Below are 19,921 nucleotides of genomic sequence, written 5' to 3'. Positions count from 1 at the left end.
TGCTCCTTGTTGGTTGCTTCGCTCACAGGTTCAATCCACCCTCTCGAGCACCCTCGGCGATCGCCGCGACGCGTCCTGCGTAACGGTTACCACCACGGTCAAAAACGACACCTTCGATGCCGGCCTGCTTGGCACGCTCGGCGACGAGCTCGCCGACGCGCTTCGCCTTGGCGGTCTTGTCACCCTCGAAGGTCCGCAGGTCGCTCTCGAGCGTCGAAGCGGAGACGAGCGTGTGGCCCTGGGCGTCGTCGACGACCTGGACGAAGACGTGGCGAGCAGAGCGCGTCACGACGAGACGGGGACGGACGGCCGTTCCCTCGATCTTCTTCCGCAGACGCGCGTGGCGACGGCCACGGGCGGCGGACTTGGTCTTGACAGCCATGGTTACTTACCAGCCTTTCCGGCCTTGCGACGAACGTTCTCGCCGGCGTAACGCACACCCTTGCCCTTATAGGGCTCGGGCTTGCGGATCTTACGGATGTTGGCGGCGACCTCACCGACGGCCTGCTTGTCGATGCCCGACACGGTGAGCTTGTTGTTGCCCTCGACCGTGAAGGTGATGCCGGCGGGCGGGTCGACCGTGACCGGGTGCGAGAAGCCGAGCGCGAATTCGATCGAGCTGCCCCTCTGCTGAACGCGGTAACCGGTTCCGACGACCTCGAGGCCCTTGGTGTAACCCTGCGTCACGCCGATGATCTGGTTGGCGATGAGCGTGCGGGTGAGGCCGTGGAGCGAGCGCGATGCGCGCTCGTCGTCCGGACGGGTGACGAGGACCTGGTTGTCCTCGATCGTCGCCTCGATGGGGGCGGCGACGGTGAGCGCGAGCTCGCCCTTCGGGCCCTTCACGGCGACGTTACGACCGTCGATCGAGACGGTCACCCCTGCGGGGATGTCGATGGGGAGTCTTCCAATACGAGACATGACGGATTACCACACGTAGGCGAGGACTTCCCCGCCGACGCCCTTCTTCTCGGCCTGGCGGTCCGTGAGGAGACCGGAGGAGGTGGACAGGATGGCGACACCGAGACCACCGAGGACGGTGGGGAGTTCCGTGGACTTCGCGTAGACGCGGAGACCGGGCTTCGAGACGCGCTTGATTCCGGCGATCGACCGCTCGCGGTTCGGGCCGAACTTGAGGCTCAGCGTGAGCGTCTGGCCGACGGTCGCGTCAGCGACGGTCCAGTCGGAGATGTAGCCCTCCGACTTGAGGATGTCGGCGATGTGCCCCTTGAGCTTCGAGTGGGGCATGGAGACGCTGTCGTGGTACGCCGAGTTGGCGTTCCGCAGTCTGGTCAGCATGTCTGCGACCGGATCTGTCATCGTCATGATGGATTTCCTTTGTTCACCAGGTTTCGGCACCCGTTACACGAATGACGACCTGTGGTGGTGGGGTCCGGCGAGTGCCGGACCCCGGTTTTGTGCAGAAGTTACAGCCTACTGCGCGGAGTCGGCCGACTTGAACGGGAAGCCGAGCGCCTTGAGCAGTGCACGTCCCTCGTCGTCGGTCTTCGCCGTGGTGACGACCGTGATGTCCATACCGCGGACACGGTCGATGCGGTCCTGGTTGATCTCGTGGAACACGGCCTGCTCGGTGAGACCGAACGTGTAGTTGCCGTTGCCGTCGAACTGACGGTCCGAGAGACCACGGAAGTCGCGGATGCGCGGAAGCGCGAGCGACAGAAGCCGGTCGAGGAACTCCCACATACGGTCACCGCGCAGTGTGACGTGCGCACCGATCGGCTGACCCTCGCGGAGCTTGAACTGCGCGATGGACTTGCGGGCCTTCGTGACCTGCGGCTTCTGACCCGTGATGAGGGTGAGGTCGTTGACCGCGCCGTCGATGATCTTGCCGTCGCGGGCCGCGTCACCGACACCCATGTTCACGACGATCTTGGTGAGCGTCGGGATCTGGTGGACGTTGGTGAAGCCGAGGTCGCCCTGGAGCTTCGGGGCGATCTCGCCCTTGTACTTCTGCTTGAGTCGGGGCTGGATTTTGCCAGCGGCCGGTGCAGTATCAGTCATTACTTGAGGTCCTTACCAGACTTCTTGTCGATCCGGACACGACGCGTCTTGGTGACGCCGTCCTTCACGACTTCCTCGGAACGGTAGCCGACCTTGACCGGCTTCTTGGTGTCGGGGTCGACCAGGACGACGTTGGAGACGTGGATCGGGGCCTCGTGGGTCTCGATGCCGCCCGTCTTCGTGCCGCGCTGGGTCTGGCCCTGACGCACGTGCTTCGTGACGTAGTTGACGCCCTCGACGATGACGCGGTTTCGCTCCACGAGCACCTCGATGACGCGTCCCTGCTTGCCACGGAAGCCACCACGGTCCTGCTTGGGGCCGCTGATCACCTGGACCAGGTCGCCCTTCTTGATCTTCGCCATGACTAGATAACCTCCGGCGCCAGCGAGACGATCTTCATGAACTTCTTGTCGCGAAGTTCACGTCCGACCGGCCCGAAGATGCGGGTACCACGGGGGTCGCCGTCACCCTTCAGGATCACTGCCGCGTTCTCATCGAACTTGATGTACGACCCGTCCTGGCGACGGGTCTGCTTCTTCACCCGGACGACGACCGCCTTGACGACGTCGCCCTTCTTGACGTTGCCACCGGGGATGGCGTCCTTGACGGTCGCGACGATGACGTCACCGAGGCCGGCGTAGCGTCGAGCCGAGCCACCGAGGACCCGGATCGTGAGCAACTCCTTGGCGCCGGTGTTGTCGGCGACCTTCAGGCGCGATTCCTGCTGAATCATCCTGTACTCCTTCTACGAAGCAAGCCCGGGGGCTTACTTGGCCTTCTCGAGGATCTCGACCAGGCGCCAGCGCTTGCTGGCGCTCAGCGGACGGGTCTCCGCGATGATCACGAGGTCGCCGATGCCGGCGGTCTCGAGCTCGTCGTGGGCCTTGACCTTCGAGGTGCGGCGGATGACCTTGCCGTAAAGCGGGTGCTTCACGCGGTCCTCGACCTCGACCACGATGGTCTTGTTCATCTTGTCGCTCGTCACGTAGCCGCGACGCGTCTTGCGGTAACCGCGGCTGGCGGCGTCCTTGACGTCGTGCTCGGCCGACTCGTGACCCTGCGCAGCCTTGTCAGTTGCGGTAGCCATGATCAGGCCTCCTTCGTCTCGTCGGGCGTCGCGGTGTCCTCAGCGGACTCCTTCGCAGCCTTCTTGCTCTTCTTCGGAGCCTTCGCCTGCACCTCGAGAGGCGCGGGGGTGGCCCGGATCCCGAGCTCGCGCTCGCGGATGACCGTGTAGATGCGTGCGATGTCACGCTTGACGGCGCGAAGCCGTCCGTGCGTCTCGAGCTGGCCGGTCGCGGCCTGGAAGCGCAGGTTGAACAGCTCTTCCTTGGCCTTGCGCAGCTCGTCGACGAGTCGCTCGTCTTCGAATGTGTCGAGCTCGCTCGGGGTGAGCTCCTTGGAACCGATCGCCATTATGCGTCGCCCTCCTCGCGCTTGATGATGCGTGCCTTGAGGGGCAGCTTGTGGATTGCACGGGTGAGCGCCTCGCGGGCGAGAGTCTCGTCGACTCCCGCGACCTCGAAGAGCACACGGCCGGGCTTGACGTTCGCGACCCACCACTCGGGCGAGCCCTTACCGGAACCCATTCGGGTCTCGGCCGGCTTCTTCGTGAGCGGACGGTCCGGGTAGATGTTGATCCACACCTTTCCGCCACGCTTGATGTGACGCGTCATGGCGATACGAGCGGACTCGATCTGACGGTTGGTCACGTAGGCGGGCGTCATGGCCTGGATGCCGAACTCGCCGAAGCTGACCTTCGTGCCACCGGTCGCCTGACCGGTACGCGTGGGACGGTGCTGCTTACGGTGCTTGACTCTGCGTGGGATCAACATGGTTATGCCTCAACTCCTGCGGCGACGGGCGCCTCATTGCGAGGGGCACGACGCGGACGGTCACTGCGCTCGGGGCGGCTCGACTTCTGGTTGGCCTGCTCGCGAGCGAGCTCCTTGTTCGTGATGTCGCCCTTGTAGATCCACACCTTCACGCCGATGCGGCCGAACGTCGTCTTGGCCTCGTAGAAGCCGTAGTCGATGTTCGCGCGGAGCGTGTGCAGGGGCACTCGGCCCTCGCGGTAGAACTCGGAACGGCTCATCTCGGCGCCGCCCAGTCGACCGGACACCTGGATGCGGACACCCTTGGCGCCGGCGCGCTGAGCACCCTGCAGGCCCTTGCGCATCGCGCGGCGGAAGGCCACACGAGCGGTGAGCTGCTCGGCGATGCCCTGCGCGACGAGCTGGGCGTCGGCCTCGGGGTTCTTGACCTCGAGGATATTGAGCTGGATCTGCTTCTTGGTGAGCTTCTCCAGGTCGGCGCGGATGCGCTCGGCCTCGGCGCCGCGGCGACCGATGACGATTCCGGGACGCGCCGTGTGGATGTCCACACGGACGCGGTCACGGGTGCGCTCGATCTCGATGCGGGAGACACCGGCGCGGTCGAGCGAGGTGCTCAGCAGGCGACGGATCTTGACGTCCTCCGCGACGTAGTCGGAGTACCGCTGGCCGGGCTTCGTGCTGTCGGCGTACCAACGCGACACGTGGTCGGTGGTGATGCCGAGACGGAAGCCGTACGGGTTGACTTTCTGACCCATTACTTCGTCCCCTCCTCGGGAGTGGCGAGCACAACCGTGATGTGGCTGGTGCGCTTGTTGATGCGGAAAGCACGGCCCTGGGCTCGCGGCTGGAAACGCTTGAGGGTCGTGCCCTCATCGACGTAGGCCTTGGCGATGTACAGGTCCTGCTCGTCCAGGTAGCTGTTGGTCGCGTCGGCCTTGACCCGGGCGTTCGCGATAGCGGACGCGACGAGCTTGTAGACCGGCTCCGATGCACCCTGCGGGGCGAACTTCAAGATGGCGAGTGCCTCCTGAGCCTGCTTGCCGCGGATGAGGTTGACGACACGACGAGCCTTCATGGGGGTGACGCGGATGTGTCGCACGCGGGCGATTGACTCCACCATTTCTCTTCCTCCTTACGCCTCCGCGGTCAGCGGCGGCGGCCCTTCTTGTCGTCCTTCACGTGGCCGCGGAACGTCCGCGTGGGCGCGAACTCTCCGAGCTTGTGACCGACCATGGTCTCGGTGACGAACACCGGGATGTGCTTGCGACCGTCGTGCACGGCGATCGTGTGACCGAGCATCGCCGGCACGATCATCGAGCGGCGCGACCAGGTCTTGATGACGTTCTTGGAGCCGGCTTCGTTCGCGGCGACGACCTTGCGAAACAGGTGGTCGTCAACGAAGGGGCCCTTCTTGAGACTGCGAGGCATCTTCTACAACTCCTACTTGCGCTTCTTGCCGACGTTACGGCGACGAACGATGAGCTTGTCGCTCTCCTTGTTGGGGTGGCGCGTGCGGCCTTCCTTCTGGCCCCACGGGCTGACCGGGTGGCGTCCACCGGAGGTCTTGCCCTCACCACCACCGTGTGGGTGGTCGACCGGGTTCATCGCGACGCCGCGGACGGTCGGACGGACGCCCTTCCAGCGCTTGCGGCCGGCCTTGCCCCAGTTGATGTTCGACTGCTCGGCGTTTCCGACCTCGCCGACGGTCGCGCGGCAGCGCGCATCGACGTTGCGGATCTCACCGGACGGCAGACGCAGCTGGGCGTAGGGACCGTCCTTCGCGACGAGACGCACCGAGACGCCGGCCGAGCGGGCGAGCTTCGCTCCCCCGCCGGGCTTCAGCTCGATGGCGTGCACGACGGTACCCGTCGGGATGTTGCGCAGCGGCAGGTTGTTGCCGGGCTTGATGTCCGCGCCGGCACCCGACTCGACGATGTCGCCCTGCGAGAGCTTGTTCGGCGCGAGGATGTAGCGCTTCGTGCCGTCCACGAAGTGGAGCAGCGCGATGCGGGCGGTGCGGTTGGGGTCGTACTCGATGTGAGCGACCTTGGCGTTCACGCCGTCCTTGTCGTTCCGACGGAAGTCGATGACGCGGTACTGGCGCTTGTGGCCACCACCGATGTGACGGGTCGTGATGCGGCCCTGGTTATTGCGTCCACCGGTCTTCGAGATCGGACGGAGCAGCGACTTCTCGGGCGTCGATCGCGTGATCTCGGCGAAGTCGGCGACGCTCGACCCGCGGCGACCGGGGGTCGTGGGCTTGTACTTGCGAATAGCCATGTTTTCTTCCTCCCGCTTCCTAGCCGACAGCCGTGAAGATGTCGATGGAACCGGACTTGAGTGTGACGATGGCGCGCTTGGTGTCCTTGCGCTTGCCGATGCCGAACTTCGTACGACGCGTCTTGCCCGTACGGTTGAGCGTGTTCACGGACGCGACCTCGACCTTGAAGATCTTCTCGATGGCGAGCTTGATCTCGGTCTTGTTCGAGCGGGGGTCCACGACGAACGTGTACTTCCCCTCGTCGATGAGCCCGTAGCTCTTCTCGGAGACGACCGGGCTGATGATGATGTCGCGCGGATCCTTGTTGGCGGCCATTACGCGGTCACCTCTTCCTTCTTGGTCTTCGCCGCGACGAACGCGTCGAAGGCGGCCTTGGTGAAGACGATGTCGTCGGAGACGAGCACGTCGTACGCGTTGAGCTGGTCCTGGCTGAGGACGTGCACCGTCGGGATGTTGCGGACGGCGAGGAGGCTCTTCTCGTCGTCACGCTCGAGGACGACGAGCACGTGCTTCGAGGACGCGATCCCGCCGAGGTACTCGGCAGCGGCCCGCGTGATGCGCTCGTCGGCGACCGAGAGGGTCTCGACGACGTGGAGACGGGCCCCACGCGCGCGGTCGGAGAGGGCTCCGAGGAGCGCCGCGGCGATCATCTTCTTGGGGGTGCGCTGCGCGTAGCTGCGGGGAACCGGCCCGTGGACGATGCCACCACCGGTCATCTGCGGCGCGCGGATCGAGCCCTGGCGGGCACGACCGGTGCCCTTCTGCTTGAAGGGCTTGCGGCCTGCACCGGAGACCTCGCCGCGACCCTTGGTCTTGTGCGTGCCCTGGCGGGCCGCCGCGAGCTGCGCGACGACGACCTGGTGGATCAGCGGGATGTTGGTCTGGACATCGAAGAGCTCTGCGGGGAGCTCGACCGAGCCCGCCTTGTTGCCTGCGGTGTCGAGAACGTCGAGTTCAGTAGCCATGGGGTCAGGCTCCCTTCACTGCGTTGCGGACGAAAACGATGCGCCCACGCGCGCCGGGGACGGCACCCTTCACGAGGATGAGGCCCTTCTCGGCGTCCACGGAGTGCACGTGGAGGTTGAGGACGGTGACACGCTCGCCACCCATACGGCCGGCCATGCGCATGCCCTTGAAGACGCGGCTGGGCGTCGACGAGGCACCGATGGAGCCGGGCTTGCGGTGGTTGCGGTGAGCACCGTGCGATGCCGAGACGCCCTTGAAGTTGTGGCGCTTCATGACACCGGCGAAGCCCTTGCCCTTGGAGGTGCCGACGACGTCGACCTTCTGGCCGGCCTCGAAGACCTCGTTCACCGTGAGCTCCTGGCCGAGTGAGTAGTCGGAGGCATCAGCGGTGCGGATCTCGGTGAGGTGGCGGCGCGGCGTGACGCCGGCCTTCTCGAAGTGTCCACCAGCGGGCTGGTTGACCTTGCGGGGATCGATCTGCCCGTAGGCGATCTGGACGGCGTCGTAGCCGTCGACCTCGGGCGTGCGGACCTGCGTCACGACGTTCGGAGTGATCTGGATGACGGTGACGGGGACGAGCTTGTTGTTCTCATCCCACACCTGAGTCATGCCGAGCTTCGTGCCGAGCAGACCCTTGCTGGTCTTGTTCTGCGTTGACATTCTTTTCGTCCCTCGACTCAGAGCTTGATCTCGATGTTGACGTCGGCGGGCAGGTCGAGACGCATGAGCGAGTCGACGGCCTTCGGCGTCGGGTCGATGATGTCGATGAGGCGCTTGTGCGTGCGCATCTCGAAGTGCTCCCGGCTGTCCTTGTACTTGTGCGGGGAACGGATGACGGCGACCACGTTCTTCTCCGTCGGGAGCGGCACGGGGCCGACGACGGTCGCACCCGCGCGGGTGACCGTGTCGACGATCTTGCGTGCCGAGGTGTCGATGACCTCGTGGTCGTACGACTTAAGTCGAATGCGGATCTTCTGTCCCGCCATTGTGTGACTCACTCTCTGTCTTGCGTCTTACGATCCCTCGCATTGGACGCGCTTCATTCGCAGCGGACGTTCTCACGCCCGTGCGCGGCGCTCCTGTTGTCGCGCCGCTGCTCTCTCGAACACTGTTCTTCTGTCAAACCCGCCACTCCCTCACCCTCCCGCTGCGGCACCCGCCTCGAAGGAGACGGACACACGTATAGCCGGAGTGTGTGGATTTGGGTGAGTCCTCGTTCTGCTGCCCGCGGCCTAGACCGTTGCCGCCGCGCGGATCTCGAGGACCCGGGGGACGCGTCTATGCACTGCCTGGCAGTGATCCGCAGTCACATCGGTACGCAAGCGCACGACGATCCGCGGAGTGTTGAACTAGGAAAGTCTACGAGACGCCGGGCGTTCGTGCAACCCGGGCGTGTCGCGCCTCGTCGCCCGGGTTTCCGGGCGACATGACGGACGCCCCCCGTGCCGCCATGCGGCTCGGGGGGCGTCCTTTTCGATTGGCCCGACGGTGACGCTCAGCCCTTCGTGTGGGCGACGCGTCGGCGGGACGCGGAACCCGCGATTGTGATCGCAGCGCCGCCGGCGATGAAGAGACCGGCGAGACCCGCGATGAGTCCGGCGTCGGACCCCGTCACGGCGAGGCCGTCGGCGGGGTCGGCAGCCGGGGCATCCGCAGGCAGCACTCCGGGGATCTCCGTCGAGAGCCCTGTCTGCTCGGGGACGTAGTCCTCGCCGACCGCGACGCCGACGCCGTCCGTGTCGTCAGTGACCGTCGCGGCCGAAGCCGCGCCGCCGGTGAAGGTGCTGATGAGCGCTGCGAACGTGACGGCTGCCGCGGCGGCCGACACGCGGACGAGAGCGCCGGAGCGCGCGTCGTCCGCAGAGTCGAGGTGCCGGGTCTTCGTCACGGGTCGGGCTCCCGTTGCTGAAGTAATCATTTTCGAGTTGCCGCTGCGTCGGCATCTCCCCCTTTTTCGAGTGGATCGCAGTGGTCTCACGCTAGCGCAAACCTGAGTGATCCTCATGGACATATGTGAGCAACCCTCACCCCAGTCCGGGGCACACGACCGCGTCGTCGCCAGGGGGAGTACGCAGGGGGACGAAATGACCCCGCTTCGGGTTACGTGAGCCGCACTCACTCCCCACACTCGTCACGTTCGAGTCCGATCCGTCGCGGACGTGTCCGCGACGAAACGAAGGGAAAATCCATGAGATCAGCATCGATACGGCCGGCCGGCCGCGCCGCGGCGGTCGCGCTTGTCGCGGCCACCGCGGGCTTCGCCTTGACGGGGTGCGGAGAACCGCCGCAGGCGGCGACGGTCCCGTCGGGTACCCACATCACGGGTGGGAGCACCTCGTTCAACCAGACCCACGGATGGAGCGTGGGCGGTGCGAACTGAGACCCAGTCCATGATCCGACCGACACGGCAACGCCGTCGTCCGCGGCTGCGCGCCGCCGGTGGCGCCCTGGTCATCGCCATCGCGGGCCTCGGCATCCTCTCCGGATGCACTTTCTCCGGAGGGCTGAACGGCTCCTACGGCACGACCAGCACCGTGAACTACACGTACGACACCCCGGTGGCCGTGCCCTGAGATCCGGGCGGTCGCCGAGCGATCGGCGGCCGCCCGCTCCCGCATTCTGCCGCCCCACCTCCCTCACCTCACGCCAGTGACGTGCCGACCCGAGAGATGACGATGACGTTCCTCGCCTCCTTCAGCCTCCGAAACCGATCGCTCATTACGCTCCTCGCCCTGGTCGCATCCGTCTTCGGCGTCCTCTCGTTCACGTCGATGAGGCAGGATCTCGTGCCGGCCGTCGCGTCGGCCGAAGTGTCGATCGTGACCCCGTACGACGGAGCAGCCCCAGCCGTCGTCGACAGCGAGGTGTCGCAGGTCGTCGAGACCATCGTCGAATCCGTCGATGGTCTCGTCTCGACGACCACGTACAGCGGAACGGACCTCTCGCTCGTCACCGCGTCGTTCGACCTCGGCCTCGATACGGCCGAGATCGTCGAGCAGATCTCCACGAAGCTCGCAGAGAACTCGGCGCTGCTGCCCGATGATCTGAAGCCACAGGTGTCCGCGGCGTCGGTCGACGACTTCCCCGTCATGCAGTTCGCGGTGAGTCCCGGCGACACTCCGTTCACGACCACGCTGCAGGACGCCATCTCTCAGCGCATCGAGGGGCTCGACGGGGTTCGCGAGGCCCGATTCGTGGGTGTGGCTCCTGATCAGATGCGCGTGCAACTCGATGAGTCGAGGAGCGAGGAGACCGGTATCGGCGTGCGAGACCTCCGAGCGGCCATCCTGTCCGGAGGCCTCGTCGAGGCCTCCGGATCATTGACAGAGGGTGATCAGACGTTGGCGGTGCAGAATGGGACCGCCGTCGCGAGCGCCGAGGACATCGCCGCTCTACCGGTCGTGGCTCCTGCCACGGGTGAGACGCTCACCGTCGGTGACGTCGCCCTCGTCCGACAGATGGTGGCGGGTGCATCCGTCGTCGCACGAGTGGACGGCGAACCCACGGTCGTCCTCCTCGTGTCGAAGATCCCGAACGCGAACGCTGTGGAGCTGTCGCGCGGTGTCCGCGAGGAAATGACGGTTCTCGACCGCCAGTATGGGCTCGACTCGACCGTCGTGTTCGACCAGTCCCCCTACATCGAGCGATCGATCGAGACGCTCACGACCGAAGGACTGATCGGATTGCTGTGCGCCGTCGCGGTCGTCCTCTTCTTCCTCGCCTCGGTCCGGACGACGCTCGTGACGGCCGTCTCGATCCCCACGTCGCTCCTCCTCGCCGGCATCGCTATGAACGCCGTGGGCTACTCCGTGAACATGATCACTCTCGCCGCGCTCACCGTCGCGATCGGACGCGTCGTCGATGACTCGATCGTCGTCGTCGAGAGCATCGAGCGCGAAATGCTCGACTCGTCCGATCGTGTGGCGGCCATCATGAAGGGAGTCTCCTCGGTGACCGGGGCCGTCATCTCTTCGACCCTGACCACGGTGGCCGTCTTCCTTCCGATCGCCTACATCTCGGGGACGCTCGGTGAACTGTTCCGTCCCTTCGCACTCACGGCGGCCGCGGCGATCCTCGCGTCCCTCGTGGTCTCACTCACCATCGTTCCGGTACTCACCTTCTGGTTCGTGCGGCCGCGCATCGGGGTGCCGGGCACCGCCCGGTTCGACGAACGGGTCCGGTCGCGGCTCGATCAGCTCTATCGGCCGCTCCTCCGCTGGTCGCTCGAACACCGCGGTCGCGTCGTCGCCTTCAGCGTCGCGGTCCTCGGGGCGACGGCCGCTCTGATCCCCGGGCTCTCCATCGGTTATCTCGCTCCCCTCGGCGACACCCAGATCAGGGTCCTGCAGAAACTCGACCCCGCCGCCAGCATCGATGCGCAGAAGAACTCCGCGGAGATCGTCGAGGACGAACTCCGGGGCGTCGACGGCGTCGAACGAGTCCAGACCTCGCTCCGGTCATCCGGGTCCGTCCTCGAGGACGCCGCCCTCGGCGGTGGCGGCGGCATCACGTCTTACCTCCTGTCCACGACGGACGGTGTGGATCAGACGGCGCTCATCGACACGGTCCGAGACCGGCTCGAGTCCCGCGAGGACGCGGACACCCTCGGAGAGCTCGACTACTCGGTCACGAGTGACATGGAGTTCTCCCCCGGCATCGAGATCTCGGTGACGGCGCTCGACGATGCGAGCCTGGCCGAGGCCGTCGGGACGGTGATGGAGCGGATCGAGGGACTCGACACGGTGGCTGACGCGGAGTCGAGCCTTGCGAGCACCGTCGAGCGCATCGATGTCGACGTGGACGGCGCGAAGGCCGTCGAGTACGGCCTCACCGACCAGGACGTCCGCGACGCCGTGGCGGATGCGCTCACGATGACCAAGGCGGGTGATCTCATCGTGGCGGGCGACTCCATCCAGATCCTCGTCCTTCCGGAGCACGAGATCACGACGACGAACGCCCTCGCCGACATCGCGATCACGACGCCGACGGACGGCGACATGCCCCTCTCGACGTTCGCCTCGGTCGAGAAGGCCCGGGGTCCCGTCGTCGTTCAGAGTCAGCAGGGTCTGCGAGCGGCCATCGTCTCCGTCTCGCCACGTACCGACGACCTGGGAGCCACATCCGATGCCCTCGCCGGAGCCCTCGACGACGTCGCCCTTCCGGAAGGCGCAGCCGTCCGCCTCGGCGGTGCGGTCACCGCGCGTGTCGACGCGTTCGAGCAGATGGGCGTGATCAGTCTCATCGCCGTTCTGATGGTCTACGCGATCATGGTCGCGACGTTCCGGTCGCTGCTCCAGCCGGCGCTCCTGCTCGTGGCGATCCCGTTCGCCGGGACGGGTGGGTTGATCGTGCAGCGCGTCACCGGCGAGCCGTTCGGGGTGCCCTCCCTGATCGGCTGCCTCATGCTCGTCGGCATCGTCGTGACGAACTCGATCGTGCTCGTCGATCTCGTGAACCAGCGCCGCGCGGAGGGAGTGCCTCTCCGCGATGCCGTGCTGGAGGGAGCCACGCGGAGGGCGCGTCCGATCATCATGACCGCTGCGGCGACGGTGTTCGCTCTCCTCCCGATGGCGCTCGGACTCACCAGTAGCAGCGCCTTCATCTCCCGCCCGCTCGCCCTCGTGGTCATCGGAGGGCTCGCCTCCTCGACCATCCTCACGCTCATCGTGCTTCCCGTCCTGTATAGCCTTCTCGCGGACTCGAGACGGAGCCGGAGCGGCCGCGCGCACTCGGGGGACGGCGAGGTGGCATCCGACGAGGAAGGGGCGGTGTCGCACCCACCATACGTCCACGCCGCCGCCACGACGCCGCGGCGTGCCCGGACCGTCGCCGTCCGGCGCGTTCGACGCCCCCGCGCGCCCGTCGGCCCGGCTCGAGCCGGAACGCTCGAAACCCTCGATCGACGCGCCGAGCCCGTCCCGGCGCCGGACCTCGAACGCACGACCCGGCTCGTCCCCGCCGGTTCGAGTCCCGCGCCGACCCGGCCGGGCGCGGTACGGCCGCTCATCACACGGACCCTCGACGATGAGGAACCCCTGACTCCGTCGAGCCCCTGGCTGGTCGACGGCAGCACGCCACGGGGCGACCGCACCGGTGCCCACGCCCATCCGTCGTCCCGAGCGCTCCCCCAGTACGTCACGTTCGAGCAAGAGGAGGAACGGACCCGCGCAGCGACCGTGCGCACCTGGTGGACGACGAGCACGTCCGGGCGGTTGCCGCTTCTCATGCTCGACCCGTTCACGCCGCATGGCACGCGAGGCGTCGGCATAGCGGAACCGGTCCACTTCCTCGAGTTCTCCGGACGACGGCTCTCGCTCGAACAGTTCCAGATGCTCCGATCGCTGACCGCAGTGCTGCGAGGGGACCTGCACGGCTACGCCTACTTCGCGGCACAGCTCGTGCTCTGGGAGATCCTGGGACCGGACGCGGGGCCGGATCTCGATGTCCGGATCCCTCCGTCCGACGCAGAGAACGTCTCGCGAGAATTCGAGGCGCTCTACGAGTCGATCCTCCACGCTCGCCCGGGCGCACCCGACGCGCTCTGGGTCGTGACGCCGACGAGCGCGGCGGAGCCGAGGATGCTCGTCGGCGGCGTCTGACGACAACGACAACGGGCCCCGGAGCTTGCGCTCCGGGGCCCGCTGTCAGCAGTCGGAAAGGACTACTTGATGATGCTCGTGACGGTGCCGGCACCGACCGTGCGGCCACCCTCACGGATGGCGAAGCCGAGGCCCTCTTCCATGGCGATCGGCTGGATGAGCTCGACCGTCATTTCCGTGGTGTCGCCGGGCATGACCATCTCGGTGCCCTCGGGCAGCGTGATGACGCCGGTGACGTCCGTGGTGCGGAAGTAGAACTGCGGACGGTAGTTCGCGTAGAACGGGTTGTGACGCCCACCCTCGTCCTTGGAGAGGATGTACGCGGTGCCCTCGAACTGGGTGTGCGGCGTGACCGAACCCGGCTTGACGACGACCTGACCGCGCTCGACGTCCTCACGCTTGGTTCCACGGAGGAGCAGACCACAGTTCTCACCGGCCCACGCCTCGTCGAGCTGCTTGTGGAACATCTCGATTCCCGTGACGATCGTCTTCTGCGTCGGACGGATGCCGACGATCTCGACCTCCGAGTTGATCGCAAGCGTGCCACGCTCGGCGCGGCCCGTGACGACGGTTCCACGACCCGTGATCGTGAAGACGTCCTCGATCGGCATGAGGAACGGCTTGTCCTTGTCGCGCACCGGGTCCGGGATGGACTCGTCGACGGCGTCCATGAGCTCGACGATCGCGTTGACCCACTGCTCGTCGCCCTCGAGAGCCTTGAGGCCCGAGACGCGGACGACGGGAGCGTTGTCACCATCGAAGTCCTGGCTGGAGAGGAGCTCACGGACCTCGAGCTCGACGAGCTCGAGGATCTCCTCGTCGTCGACCATGTCCGACTTGTTGAGCGCGACGAGCAGGTAGGGAACGCCGACCTGCTTGGCGAGCAGAACGTGCTCACGCGTCTGAGCCATGGGGCCGTCGGTCGCCGCGACCACGAGGATCGCGCCGTCCATCTGAGCAGCACCCGTGATCATGTTCTTGATGTAGTCGGCGTGACCAGGGGCGTCGACGTGCGCGTAGTGGCGCTTCGGCGTCTCGTACTCGACGTGCGAGATGTTGATCGTGATGCCGCGCTGGCGCTCCTCGGGAGCGGAGTCGATCGACGCGAAGTCGCGCTGAACGTTGGTGGCCGACGGGTACTTGTCGGCGAGCACCTTCGAGATCGCTGCGGTCAGGGTGGTCTTGCCGTGGTCGACGTGACCGATCGTACCGATGTTGACGTGCGGCTTGGTCCGCTCGAACTTGGCCTTAGCCACTGTGGGTCCTCCTCAGGACTCGTGTAGGTACCCGGACGCTGGATTGCGCCCGGTTTTCTACGGGGGTTTGTGTATTCATGTTACAAGGGTCTCTCCGCGTCATCGACATGATGCGCACGGTGGAACCCTCCGGGCGAACTACTCGCCCTTGCCCTTCTGGACGATCTCCTCGGCGACAGCCTTGGGAACCTCAGCGTAGCTCTCGAAGGTCATCGAGAACACCGCACGACCCGAGGTCTTCGACCGCAGATCTCCGATGTACCCGAACATCTCCGACAGAGGGACGTTCGCCCGGACGACCTTGACGCCGGAAGCGTCCTCCATGGACTGGATCTGGCCGCGACGAGAGTTCAGGTCGCCGATGACGTCGCCCATGTACTCCTCGGGCGTGCGCACCTCGACCGCCATGAGCGGCTCGAGGATGACGGGGCTCGCCTTGCGAGCGGCTTCCTTGAAGCCCATGGAGCCCGCGATCTTGAACGCCATCTCCGAGGAGTCGACGTCGTGCGCCGCGCCGTCCATGAGGATCGCCTTGACGCCGACCATGGGGTAGCCGGCGAGGATGCCGACGTTGAGCGCGTCGCGGAAGCCCTGGTCGACCGAGGGGATGTACTCGCGCGGGATACGGCCACCGGTGACCTTGTTCTCGAACTCGTACGTCTTGTCGGCCGTGACCTCCATGGGTTCGATCGCGAACTGGATCTTCGCGAACTGGCCGGAGCCACCGGTCTGCTTCTTGTGCGTGTAGTCGTGACGCTCGACGGCCTTGCGGATCGTTTCGCGGTACGCCACCTGCGGCTTGCCGACGTTCGCCTCGACGCGGAACTCGCGCTTCATGCGGTCGACGAGGATGTCGAGGTGGAGCTCGCCCATGCCCTTGATGACCGTCTGGCCCGTCTCGGCGTTCTGCTCGACGCGGAACGTGGGGTCCTCCTCCGCGAGCTTCTGGATCGCGACGGACAGCTTCTCCTGGTCGGCCTTCGTCTTCGGCTCGATGGCGACCTCGATGACGGGCTCGGGGAACGTCATCGACTCGAGGACGACCTGGTCGGACGGGTCGCACAGCGTGTCACCCGTCGTGGTGTCCTTGAGGCCGATGACCGCATAGATGTGGCCTGCGGTGACCGCCTCGACGGGGTTCTCCTTGTTGGCGTGCATCTGGAAGATCTTGCCGATGCGCTCCTTCTTGCCCTTGGTCGAGTTGATGACCTGGGCGCCGGAGTCCACCTGGCCCGAGTAGACGCGCACGTACGTGAGGCGACCGAAGAACGGGTGCACGGCGACCTTGAACGCGAGAGCGGAGAACGGCTCCGTCGCGTCGGCGTGACGCAAGACGATCTTCTCCTCGTCCTTCACGTCGTGACCCTCGACGGCCGGGACGTCGAGGGGCGACGGGAGGTAGTCCACGACGGCGTCGAGCATCGGCTGGACGCCGCGGTTCTTGAAGGCCGAGCCGCACAGCACGGGGTAGATCTCGCTGTTGACGGTGAGCTTGCGGATGGCGCCCTTGATCTCGGCGACCGTCAGTTCCTCGCCACCGAAGAACTTCTCCAGCAGCTCGTCGTCCGTCTCGGCGACGGTCTCGAGGAGCGCCTGGCGGTACTCGGCGGCCTTGTCCTTGAGGTCGGCCGGGATCTCTTCGATCTCGTACTTGGCGCCCATCTGGACGTCACCCTTCGAGTCGCCGCGCCACGTGAGCGCGCGCATCTCGACGAGGTCGACGACACCCTCGAAGTTGTTCTCGGAGCCGATCGGGAGCTGCAGGACGAGCGGCTTCGCGCCGAGGCGCTTGATGATCGTGTCGACCGTGAAGTAGAAGTCCGCGCCGAGCTTGTCCATCTTGTTGACGAAGCAGATTCGGGGGACGTCGTACTTGTCGGCCTGACGCCACACGGTCTCGGACTGGGGCTCGACGCCCTCCTTGCCGTCGAAGACGGCGACGGCGCCGTCGAGGACGCGGAGCGAACGCTCCACCTCGACGGTGAAGTCGACGTGACCGGGGGTGTCGATGATGTTGATCTGGTTCTTGTTCCAGAAACAGGTCGTCGCGGCGGACGTGATGGTGATGCCGCGCTCCTGCTCCTGCGCCATCCAGTCCATCGTCGCCGCACCGTCGTGCACTTCGCCGATCTTGTGGGTGATACCCGTGTAGAACAGGATGCGCTCGGTGGTGGTGGTCTTGCCTGCATCGATGTGAGCCATGATGCCGATGTTGCGGACCTTGTTCAGGTCGGTGAGCACGTCTTGTGCCACGGGTATTCCTCCGGGGGAGATAAAGGGTTCGGATGCCGAACGAGGCGGGGGCCGACACGGATGTGCCGACCCCGGCCGCGACTACCAGCGGTAGTGCGCGAACGCCTTGTTCGACTCGGCCATCTTGTGGGTGTCTTCGCGGCGCTTGACCGCTGCACCGAGGCCGTTCGATGCGTCGAGGATCTCGTTGGTGAGACGCTCGGTCATGGTCTTCTCACGACGACCCTTCGCGTAGCTGACGAGCCAGCGGAGGGCGAGCGTGTTGGCGCGGTGCGGCTTGACCTCGACCGGCACCTGGTAGGTCGAACCACCGACGCGGCGGCTCTTGACCTCGAGGGTGGGGCGGACGTTGTCGAGCGCCTTCTTGAGCGTGACGACGGCGTCCTGACCGTTCTTCGCGGCGACTCCGGCGAGCGCGTCGTAGACGATGCGCTCGGCGAGGCCCTTCTTGCCGTCGAGGAGGATCTTGTTGACGAGCTGGCTCACAACGGGGGCGCCGTAGACGGGGTCTGCGACGACGGGGCGCTTCGGAGCGGGTCCTTTACGAGGCATCTAACTCAACCCTTCTTCGCGCCGTAGCGGCTACGGGCCTGCTTGCGGTTCTTGACGGCCTGCGTGTCGAGGGCGCCGCGGACGATCTTGTAACGGACTCCGGGGAGGTCCTTCACTCGTCCACCACGCACGAGCACCATCGAGTGCTCCTGCAGGTTGTGGCCCTCGCCGGGGATGTAGGCCGTGACCTCGGTCCCGTTCGAGAGCTTCACACGAGCGACCTTGCGCATCGCTGAGTTCGGCTTCTTCGGCGTCGTCGTGTACACACGCGTGCACACGCCGCGCTGCTGCGGGTTGGCCTTGAGGGCGGGAGCCTTGGTCTTCTGGACCTTCGGCGACCGGCCCTTCCGGACCAACTGCTGAATGGTTGGCACTTCTTCTCCTTGATTGTGCTGCACGGTGACAGCGGGTGTTCTCGAGCATTCGCACCGAATGATCGGCCGTTCACGAGGAGCGGGCGATCGCCGGGACGAGTTCAACTGGACCCACCGGGCACCCGGAATCGGACGCCTGTTGGTGTGGTGGGTATGCCGTGGGGGTGTCCCGCTCGTACGGACGGACCCTTCGGCCGTCCGGGGTGAGCTGAGACCCCTGAAGTGAGTGAATTCCAACGCGGACCGGGTGCCTCGCCTTTTCGGGCATGACGACCGGGCGCACCGAAGCGCACACCCGGTCAAGTGTAATCGGCCCGGGTCCCCCGGTCAAACGACGACGGGCGGCCGAGAGGGGTGGACGGACCGGTCGACGATCACGGGACGTACGTGGCGCCGTCGTCGTCGAAGCCCGTGATGGCACCCGCGACCTCGACGTCCATCGGGCCGGCCGTGGAGGTCCCCGTCGCACCCGTCGCGGGATCGCTCACGTCGCAACTGAGTTCCGCGGAGCCAGGGCTGTCCGTCGACACGGCCCACTCTCCGTCGGCGTACTCCCCGATCGTGAACTCGGGCCGCGGATCGAGCGTCCAGACGCAGTTCGTGTAGTCGTACGAGGGGTTCTCACCGTGGGCCGCGAACGGGCAGCCCTCCGGCCGGAACTCCGTCGCGGCGGCGCAGCCGTCGATGTAGGCGTCGACGGCCTCCTGCGCTGCGGTCACGGCTCCCTCGGTCAGGGTGACCGCGAGGGTGCTCGACTCGGCGCCGTCGGCCGTCGTCGCGGTCGCCGCGTCCGGACCGAAGCCCACGACGCTCACCGTGATCGGCTCCGCGGCGAAGTACGCGTCGTCGCCGGCGAGCGAGATCGTGTATGTGCCGGGGAGGGCGCGCAGGTCCACTGCACCGGACTCGGCGACCTCCACGTCCGTCGTGTCGATCCCGGCGACGGTCACGGCGGTCTCCTCCGGCCCGTCGACCGAGTAGCTCACGACCCCGAGCTCCGGCGCCTGCAGCGCCCACGTGTCGAAGACGACGAAGGCCTTTTCGGCCTTGGTCAGAGTGAAGGTGGCGTCGTACGTCTCATCGCCCTGCGAGATCGACGTCTCTACCTCCGCCGTGTCCCCCGAGATCGTCGTGTCGCCCACCTCGTAACCGCTGATGCGGTCGTCCACGTCGGCGTAGACGTCGTCCGTGAGCAGGAGGTCACCGTCGGAGGCGTCCTCCCCCGATACGGCGAAGGCCTCGTCGACGTCGCCGTCGACGAGGGCCGAGAGGTACTCCTCGACTTCGCGCTCGGGGGCATGGGCCCCCGTGCCGAGCACACCAGCGACGATGCCGCCCGCGACGAGGAGGACGAGCACGACGGCCGCCGCGATCCAGACCGCCGCGCGACCCCGCTTCTTCTTCCGCGGCTGGGACAGCGAGGGGTCCGTCGGCGGGTACGGCGACGAGGGGGGCTGCTGGCCCGTCGGCGGATACGCCTGTGTCGGGTAGGCGCTCGTCGGCTGGCCATACGGCGCCGGCGGCTGGCCGTACGGTGCCGTCGGCTGCTGACCGTACGCGGCCGTCGGCTGCTGACCGTACGGCGCGGGCTGACTACCCGGTGCCTGCTGATCAGCCGGTGCGGGCTGACTACCCGGTGCCTGCTGACCAACCGGTGCCTGCTGATCATCATGCGCCTGCTGTGCCTGCTGGTCGCCGCCCTGCCGATCACGGGGCTCCTGTGGACGCCAGGGGTACTGGCCGTCTGAGCTCGGCGGGTACGACATGAGGATCCCCTTCGTCG

At 66.4% G+C, this 19,921-nt stretch carries 26 protein-coding genes; 3 read left to right on the top strand and 23 right to left on the bottom strand.

From position 1 onward, the window contains the following. Positions 1-22 precede the first annotated feature (22 nt). The 18 genes from rplR to ELQ92_RS06065 all read right to left on the bottom strand — a co-directional run bounded on the left by rplR (position 23) and on the right by ELQ92_RS06065 (position 8,992). Positions 23-382, bottom strand: a complete 360-nt coding sequence (gene rplR, locus ELQ92_RS06150; RefSeq protein WP_128495442.1) for a 50S ribosomal protein L18 — start codon at positions 380-382, stop codon at positions 23-25. A gap of 2 nt (positions 383-384) precedes the next feature. Beyond that, positions 385-921, bottom strand: coding sequence for a 50S ribosomal protein L6 (rplF, locus tag ELQ92_RS06145; RefSeq protein ID WP_128498138.1), 537 nt, complete (start codon positions 919-921; stop codon positions 385-387). A 6-nt stretch (positions 922-927) separates the two neighbouring features. Next, positions 928-1,326: a 30S ribosomal protein S8 gene (rpsH, locus tag ELQ92_RS06140; protein ID WP_128498137.1), complete on the bottom strand. Its 399-nt coding sequence runs from the start codon at positions 1,324-1,326 to the stop codon at positions 928-930. 108 nt (positions 1,327-1,434) lie between these two features. Further along, positions 1,435-2,022, bottom strand: coding sequence for a 50S ribosomal protein L5 (rplE, locus tag ELQ92_RS06135; protein WP_128498136.1), 588 nt, complete (start codon positions 2,020-2,022; stop codon positions 1,435-1,437). Continuing rightward, a complete protein-coding gene (rplX, locus tag ELQ92_RS06130) occupies positions 2,022-2,384 on the bottom strand; it encodes a 50S ribosomal protein L24 (RefSeq protein ID WP_128495446.1) in 363 nt (120 codons plus the stop codon). Before rplX ends, rplE begins: the two co-directional genes overlap by 1 nt. A 2-nt stretch (positions 2,385-2,386) precedes the next feature. After that, positions 2,387-2,755, bottom strand: coding sequence for a 50S ribosomal protein L14 (gene rplN, locus ELQ92_RS06125; protein ID WP_128498135.1), 369 nt, complete (start codon positions 2,753-2,755; stop codon positions 2,387-2,389). 33 nt (positions 2,756-2,788) lie between these two features. After that, positions 2,789-3,109: a 30S ribosomal protein S17 gene (gene rpsQ, locus ELQ92_RS06120; protein ID WP_128495447.1), complete on the bottom strand. Its 321-nt coding sequence runs from the start codon at positions 3,107-3,109 to the stop codon at positions 2,789-2,791. A 2-nt stretch (positions 3,110-3,111) separates the two neighbouring features. Beyond that, entirely contained in the window at positions 3,112-3,438 is a 327-nt protein-coding gene (gene rpmC / locus ELQ92_RS06115; protein WP_128498134.1) for a 50S ribosomal protein L29, read from the bottom strand. Then, complete coding sequence (gene rplP / locus ELQ92_RS06110; protein WP_128498133.1) at positions 3,438-3,857, bottom strand: 50S ribosomal protein L16; 420 nt, start codon at positions 3,855-3,857, stop codon at positions 3,438-3,440. The genes rpmC and rplP overlap by 1 nt, the downstream gene beginning before the upstream one ends. A 2-nt stretch (positions 3,858-3,859) precedes the next feature. Further along, complete coding sequence (gene rpsC / locus ELQ92_RS06105; RefSeq protein ID WP_128498132.1) at positions 3,860-4,612, bottom strand: 30S ribosomal protein S3; 753 nt, start codon at positions 4,610-4,612, stop codon at positions 3,860-3,862. Continuing rightward, positions 4,612-4,977, bottom strand: coding sequence for a 50S ribosomal protein L22 (gene rplV, locus ELQ92_RS06100; RefSeq protein WP_128495450.1), 366 nt, complete (start codon positions 4,975-4,977; stop codon positions 4,612-4,614). Before rplV ends, rpsC begins: the two co-directional genes overlap by 1 nt. Positions 4,978-5,003: 26 nt before the next feature. Beyond that, on the bottom strand, positions 5,004-5,285 hold the full coding sequence (rpsS, locus tag ELQ92_RS06095) for a 30S ribosomal protein S19 (RefSeq protein WP_128495451.1): 282 nt from the start codon (positions 5,283-5,285) through the stop codon (positions 5,004-5,006). Between the two features lie 12 nt (positions 5,286-5,297). Beyond that, positions 5,298-6,137: a 50S ribosomal protein L2 gene (rplB, locus tag ELQ92_RS06090; protein ID WP_128498131.1), complete on the bottom strand. Its 840-nt coding sequence runs from the start codon at positions 6,135-6,137 to the stop codon at positions 5,298-5,300. 19 nt (positions 6,138-6,156) lie between these two features. Then, positions 6,157-6,453, bottom strand: coding sequence for a 50S ribosomal protein L23 (rplW, locus tag ELQ92_RS06085; protein ID WP_128495453.1), 297 nt, complete (start codon positions 6,451-6,453; stop codon positions 6,157-6,159). Then, positions 6,453-7,103 (bottom strand): 50S ribosomal protein L4, encoded by a 651-nt coding sequence (rplD, locus tag ELQ92_RS06080; RefSeq protein WP_128498130.1) that lies wholly within the window; start codon positions 7,101-7,103, stop codon positions 6,453-6,455. Before rplD ends, rplW begins: the two co-directional genes overlap by 1 nt. A 4-nt stretch (positions 7,104-7,107) precedes the next feature. Next, entirely contained in the window at positions 7,108-7,764 is a 657-nt protein-coding gene (rplC, locus tag ELQ92_RS06075; protein WP_128498129.1) for a 50S ribosomal protein L3, read from the bottom strand. Between the two features lie 17 nt (positions 7,765-7,781). Further along, positions 7,782-8,090, bottom strand: a complete 309-nt coding sequence (gene rpsJ / locus ELQ92_RS06070; RefSeq protein ID WP_022895514.1) for a 30S ribosomal protein S10 — start codon at positions 8,088-8,090, stop codon at positions 7,782-7,784. Positions 8,091-8,599: 509 nt separating this feature from the next. Next, positions 8,600-8,992, bottom strand: a complete 393-nt coding sequence (locus tag ELQ92_RS06065) for a hypothetical protein (RefSeq protein WP_128498128.1) — start codon at positions 8,990-8,992, stop codon at positions 8,600-8,602. A gap of 300 nt (positions 8,993-9,292) precedes the next feature. Between ELQ92_RS06065 and ELQ92_RS06060 the strand changes: the two genes are divergently transcribed. The 3 genes from ELQ92_RS06060 (at position 9,293) to ELQ92_RS06050 (ending at position 13,703) form a co-directional block, all read left to right on the top strand. Further along, positions 9,293-9,484 carry a hypothetical protein gene (locus ELQ92_RS06060; protein WP_128498127.1) on the top strand — a complete coding sequence of 64 codons (192 nt, stop codon included), beginning with the start codon at positions 9,293-9,295 and terminating at the stop codon, positions 9,482-9,484. Between the two features lie 10 nt (positions 9,485-9,494). Further along, positions 9,495-9,677, top strand: a complete 183-nt coding sequence (locus ELQ92_RS06055; protein WP_128498126.1) for a hypothetical protein — start codon at positions 9,495-9,497, stop codon at positions 9,675-9,677. Positions 9,678-9,779: 102 nt separating this feature from the next. Continuing rightward, positions 9,780-13,703, top strand: a complete 3,924-nt coding sequence (locus tag ELQ92_RS06050) for an efflux RND transporter permease subunit (protein ID WP_166426727.1) — start codon at positions 9,780-9,782, stop codon at positions 13,701-13,703. Between the two features lie 62 nt (positions 13,704-13,765). On the opposite strand, the gene tuf is transcribed toward ELQ92_RS06050, so the two are convergent. From tuf to ELQ92_RS06025, 5 genes are all read right to left on the bottom strand, one after another. Next, a complete protein-coding gene (tuf, locus tag ELQ92_RS06045; protein ID WP_128495460.1) occupies positions 13,766-14,959 on the bottom strand; it encodes an elongation factor Tu in 1,194 nt (397 codons plus the stop codon). A gap of 138 nt (positions 14,960-15,097) precedes the next feature. Next, on the bottom strand, positions 15,098-17,212 hold the full coding sequence (fusA, locus tag ELQ92_RS06040; protein ID WP_128498124.1) for an elongation factor G: 2,115 nt from the start codon (positions 17,210-17,212) through the stop codon (positions 15,098-15,100). Positions 17,213-17,293: 81 nt separating this feature from the next. Next, positions 17,294-17,764, bottom strand: coding sequence for a 30S ribosomal protein S7 (gene rpsG, locus ELQ92_RS06035; RefSeq protein ID WP_128495462.1), 471 nt, complete (start codon positions 17,762-17,764; stop codon positions 17,294-17,296). Between the two features lie 5 nt (positions 17,765-17,769). Further along, positions 17,770-18,138, bottom strand: a complete 369-nt coding sequence (gene rpsL, locus ELQ92_RS06030; protein WP_128495463.1) for a 30S ribosomal protein S12 — start codon at positions 18,136-18,138, stop codon at positions 17,770-17,772. Between the two features lie 374 nt (positions 18,139-18,512). Beyond that, positions 18,513-19,904: a hypothetical protein gene (locus ELQ92_RS06025; RefSeq protein WP_128498123.1), complete on the bottom strand. Its 1,392-nt coding sequence runs from the start codon at positions 19,902-19,904 to the stop codon at positions 18,513-18,515. Positions 19,905-19,921: the final 17 nt, after the last annotated feature.

Source organism: Labedella populi (genome assembly GCF_004078655.1).
Lineage (GTDB): Bacteria > Actinomycetota > Actinomycetes > Actinomycetales > Microbacteriaceae > Labedella > Labedella populi.
This window is presented reverse-complemented; position numbering and strand designations above follow the sequence as displayed.

Excerpts from the sequence above, each read along its gene's own strand:
- rplW (WP_128495453.1), bottom strand. The coding sequence starts at position 6,453 with ATGGCCGCCAACAAGGATCCGCGCGACATCATCATCAGCCCGGTCGTC.
- rpsQ (WP_128495447.1), bottom strand. The coding sequence starts at position 3,109 with ATGGCTACCGCAACTGACAAGGCTGCGCAGGGTCACGAGTCGGCCGAG.
- ELQ92_RS06055 (WP_128498126.1), top strand. The coding sequence starts at position 9,495 with ATGATCCGACCGACACGGCAACGCCGTCGTCCGCGGCTGCGCGCCGCC.
- rpsG (WP_128495462.1), bottom strand. The coding sequence starts at position 17,764 with ATGCCTCGTAAAGGACCCGCTCCGAAGCGCCCCGTCGTCGCAGACCCC.
- rpsS (WP_128495451.1), bottom strand. The coding sequence starts at position 5,285 with ATGCCTCGCAGTCTCAAGAAGGGCCCCTTCGTTGACGACCACCTGTTT.
- rpsH (WP_128498137.1), bottom strand. The coding sequence starts at position 1,326 with ATGACGATGACAGATCCGGTCGCAGACATGCTGACCAGACTGCGGAAC.
- rplF (WP_128498138.1), bottom strand. The coding sequence starts at position 921 with ATGTCTCGTATTGGAAGACTCCCCATCGACATCCCCGCAGGGGTGACC.
- ELQ92_RS06050 (WP_166426727.1), top strand. The coding sequence starts at position 9,780 with ATGACGTTCCTCGCCTCCTTCAGCCTCCGAAACCGATCGCTCATTACG.
- rplP (WP_128498133.1), bottom strand. The coding sequence starts at position 3,857 with ATGTTGATCCCACGCAGAGTCAAGCACCGTAAGCAGCACCGTCCCACG.
- rpsJ (WP_022895514.1), bottom strand. The coding sequence starts at position 8,090 with ATGGCGGGACAGAAGATCCGCATTCGACTTAAGTCGTACGACCACGAG.
- rplN (WP_128498135.1), bottom strand. The coding sequence starts at position 2,755 with ATGATTCAGCAGGAATCGCGCCTGAAGGTCGCCGACAACACCGGCGCC.
- rplX (WP_128495446.1), bottom strand. The coding sequence starts at position 2,384 with ATGGCGAAGATCAAGAAGGGCGACCTGGTCCAGGTGATCAGCGGCCCC.
- rplV (WP_128495450.1), bottom strand. The coding sequence starts at position 4,977 with ATGGTGGAGTCAATCGCCCGCGTGCGACACATCCGCGTCACCCCCATG.
- rplC (WP_128498129.1), bottom strand. The coding sequence starts at position 7,764 with ATGTCAACGCAGAACAAGACCAGCAAGGGTCTGCTCGGCACGAAGCTC.
- ELQ92_RS06025 (WP_128498123.1), bottom strand. The coding sequence starts at position 19,904 with ATGTCGTACCCGCCGAGCTCAGACGGCCAGTACCCCTGGCGTCCACAG.
- rplD (WP_128498130.1), bottom strand. The coding sequence starts at position 7,103 with ATGGCTACTGAACTCGACGTTCTCGACACCGCAGGCAACAAGGCGGGC.
- ELQ92_RS06060 (WP_128498127.1), top strand. The coding sequence starts at position 9,293 with ATGAGATCAGCATCGATACGGCCGGCCGGCCGCGCCGCGGCGGTCGCG.
- rpmC (WP_128498134.1), bottom strand. The coding sequence starts at position 3,438 with ATGGCGATCGGTTCCAAGGAGCTCACCCCGAGCGAGCTCGACACATTC.
- rplR (WP_128495442.1), bottom strand. The coding sequence starts at position 382 with ATGGCTGTCAAGACCAAGTCCGCCGCCCGTGGCCGTCGCCACGCGCGT.
- rpsC (WP_128498132.1), bottom strand. The coding sequence starts at position 4,612 with ATGGGTCAGAAAGTCAACCCGTACGGCTTCCGTCTCGGCATCACCACC.
- rplB (WP_128498131.1), bottom strand. The coding sequence starts at position 6,137 with ATGGCTATTCGCAAGTACAAGCCCACGACCCCCGGTCGCCGCGGGTCG.
- rplE (WP_128498136.1), bottom strand. The coding sequence starts at position 2,022 with ATGACTGATACTGCACCGGCCGCTGGCAAAATCCAGCCCCGACTCAAG.